Annotated in this window: 1 rRNA gene; it reads left to right on the top strand. The window is 50.1% G+C overall.

Annotated elements, in window-relative coordinates:
- Positions 1-111 precede the first annotated feature (111 nt).
- Positions 112-3000: ribosomal RNA gene (locus tag MU515_RS20015) — 23S ribosomal RNA — on the top strand.
- Positions 3001-3050 lie beyond the last annotated feature (50 nt).

Below are 3050 nucleotides of genomic sequence, written 5' to 3' on the forward strand. Positions count from 1 at the left end.
TTTTAAAGTAAGTATTCATATTTGAGTCCGGCAAAATCGAGTCTGCACATGTATAAAAATGCAGACAACTTTGGTTGCGTAACAACAACTCGAAACTCCTTCGGGTTGTATGGTTAAGTGACTAAGCGTACACGGTGGATGCCTTGGCAGTCAGAGGCGATGAAAGGCGTATTAACTTGCGATAAGCCCAGATTAGACAGTAAAAGTCATTGAGTCTGGGATTCCTGAATGGGGAAACCCAATACCATAAGGTATTATCATTAACTGAATACATAGGTTAATGAGGCGAACCGGGGGAACTGAAACATCTAAGTACCCCGAGGAAAAGAAATCAACCGAGATTCCGAAAGTAGCGGCGAGCGAAATTGGACTAGCCCTTAAGCTTTTAATGATGCAGGTGAAGAGTCTGGAAAGTCTCGCGATACAGGGTGATAGCCCCGTAACCGACACATCATAATCAGTGAAATCGAGTAGGGCGGGACACGTGATATCCTGTCTGAATATGGGGGGACCATCCTCCAAGGCTAAATACTACTGACTGACCGATAGTGAACCAGTACCGTGAGGGAAAGGCGAAAAGAACCCCTGTGAGGGGAGTGAAATAGAACCTGAAACCGTGTACGTACAAGCAGTAGGAGCACCTTCGTGGTGTGACTGCGTACCTTTTGTATAATGGGTCAGCGACTTATATTTAGTAGCAAGGTTAACCATCTAGGGGAGCCGTAGGGAAACCGAGTCTTAACTGGGCGTCGAGTTGCTAGATATAGACCCGAAACCAGGTGATCTAGCCATGGGCAGGTTGAAGATTGAGTAACATCAATTGGAGGACCGAACCGACTAATGTTGAAAAATTAGCGGATGACTTGTGGCTAGGGGTGAAAGGCCAATCAAACCTGGAGATAGCTGGTTCTCCCCGAAAGCTATTTAGGTAGCGCCTCGGACGAATACTACTGGGGGTAGAGCACTGTTAAGGCTAGGGGGTCATCCCGACTTACCAACCCTTTGCAAACTCCGAATACCAGTAAGTACTATCCGGGAGACACACGGCGGGTGCTAACGTCCGTCGTGGAGAGGGAAACAACCCAGACCGCCAGCTAAGGTCCCAAATTACAGCTAAGTGGGAAACGATGTGGGAAGGCTTAGACAGCTAGGATGTTGGCTTAGAAGCAGCCATCATTTAAAGAAAGCGTAATAGCTCACTAGTCGAGTCGGCCTGCGCGGAAGATGTAACGGGGCTAAGTTGTAAACCGAAGCTGCGGCAATGCAATTTATTGTATTGGGTAGGGGAGCGTTCTGTAAGCCGTTGAAGGTGTGTTGTAAAGCATGCTGGAGGTATCAGAAGTGCGAATGCTGACATGAGTAACGATAAAGGGGGTGAAAAACCCCCTCGCCGGAAGACCAAGGGTTCCTGTCCAACGTTAATCGGGGCAGGGTAAGTCGACCCCTAAGGCGAGGCTGAAAAGCGTAGTCGATGGGAAACGGGTTAATATTCCCGTACTTCTTACAATTGCGATGGGGGGACGGAGAAGGCTAGGTGGGCCTGGCGACGGTTGTCCAGGTTCAAGTGCGTAGGCTTGAGAGTTAGGTAAATCCGGCTCTCTTTAAGGCTGAGACACGATGTCGAGCTACTACGGTAGTGAAGTCATTGATGCCATGCTTCCAGGAAAAGCCTCTAAGCTTCAGATTGTAAGGAATCGTACCCCAAACCGACACAGGTGGTCGGGTAGAGAATACCAAGGCGCTTGAGAGAACTCGGGTGAAGGAACTAGGCAAAATGGTACCGTAACTTCGGGAGAAGGTACGCTCTTGTCGGTGAAGTCCCTTGCGGATGGAGCTAACGAGAGTCGCAGATACCAGGTGGCTGCAACTGTTTATTAAAAACACAGCACTGTGCAAAATCGTAAGATGACGTATACGGTGTGACGCCTGCCCGGTGCCGGAAGGTTAATTGATGGGGTTAGACTTAGGTCGAAGCTCTTGATCGAAGCCCCGGTAAACGGCGGCCGTAACTATAACGGTCCTAAGGTAGCGAAATTCCTTGTCGGGTAAGTTCCGACCTGCACGAATGGCGTAATGATGGCCACGCTGTCTCCACCCGAGACTCAGTGAAATTGAAATCGCTGTGAAGATGCAGTGTACCCGCGGCTAGACGGAAAGACCCCGTGAACCTTTACTACAGCTTGGCACTGAACATTGAACCTACATGTGTAGGATAGGTGGGAGGCTTTGAAACTTGGGCGCCAGTTCAAGTGGAGCCGTCCTTGAAATACCACCCTTGTAGTTTTGATGTTCTAACTTAGCCCCATTATCTGGGGTGAGGACAGTGCCTGGTGGGTAGTTTGACTGGGGCGGTCTCCTCCCAAAGAGTAACGGAGGAGCACGAAGGTGGGCTAATCACGGTTGGACATCGTGAGGTTAGTGCAATGGCATAAGCCCGCTTGACTGCGAGAATGACAATTCGAGCAGGTGCGAAAGCAGGTCATAGTGATCCGGTGGTTCTGAATGGAAGGGCCATCGCTCAACGGATAAAAGGTACTCCGGGGATAACAGGCTGATACCGCCCAAGAGTTCATATCGACGGCGGTGTTTGGCACCTCGATGTCGGCTCATCACATCCTGGGGCTGAAGTCGGTCCCAAGGGTATGGCTGTTCGCCATTTAAAGTGGTACGCGAGCTGGGTTTAGAACGTCGTGAGACAGTTCGGTCCCTATCTGCCGTGGGCGTTGGAAGATTGAAGGGGGCTGCTCCTAGTACGAGAGGACCGGAGTGGACGAACCTCTGGTGTTCGGGTTGTGTCGCCAGACGCATTGCCCGGTAGCTAAGTTCGGAATCGATAACCGCTGAAAGCATCTAAGCGGGAAGCGAGCCCTGAGATGAGTCTTCCCTGATACTTTAAGTATCCTAAAGGGTTGTCGGAGACTACGACGTTGATAGGTCAGGTGTGTAAGCGTTGTGAGGCGTTGAGCTAACTGATACTAATTGCCCGTGAGGCTTAACCATACAACACCCAAGGGGTTTTGATGGACTCAAATAGAACATTGAATGTGTAA

Source organism: Vibrio intestinalis, assembly GCF_025195085.2.
In the GTDB taxonomy this organism is placed as follows: domain Bacteria; phylum Pseudomonadota; class Gammaproteobacteria; order Enterobacterales; family Vibrionaceae; genus Vibrio; species Vibrio intestinalis.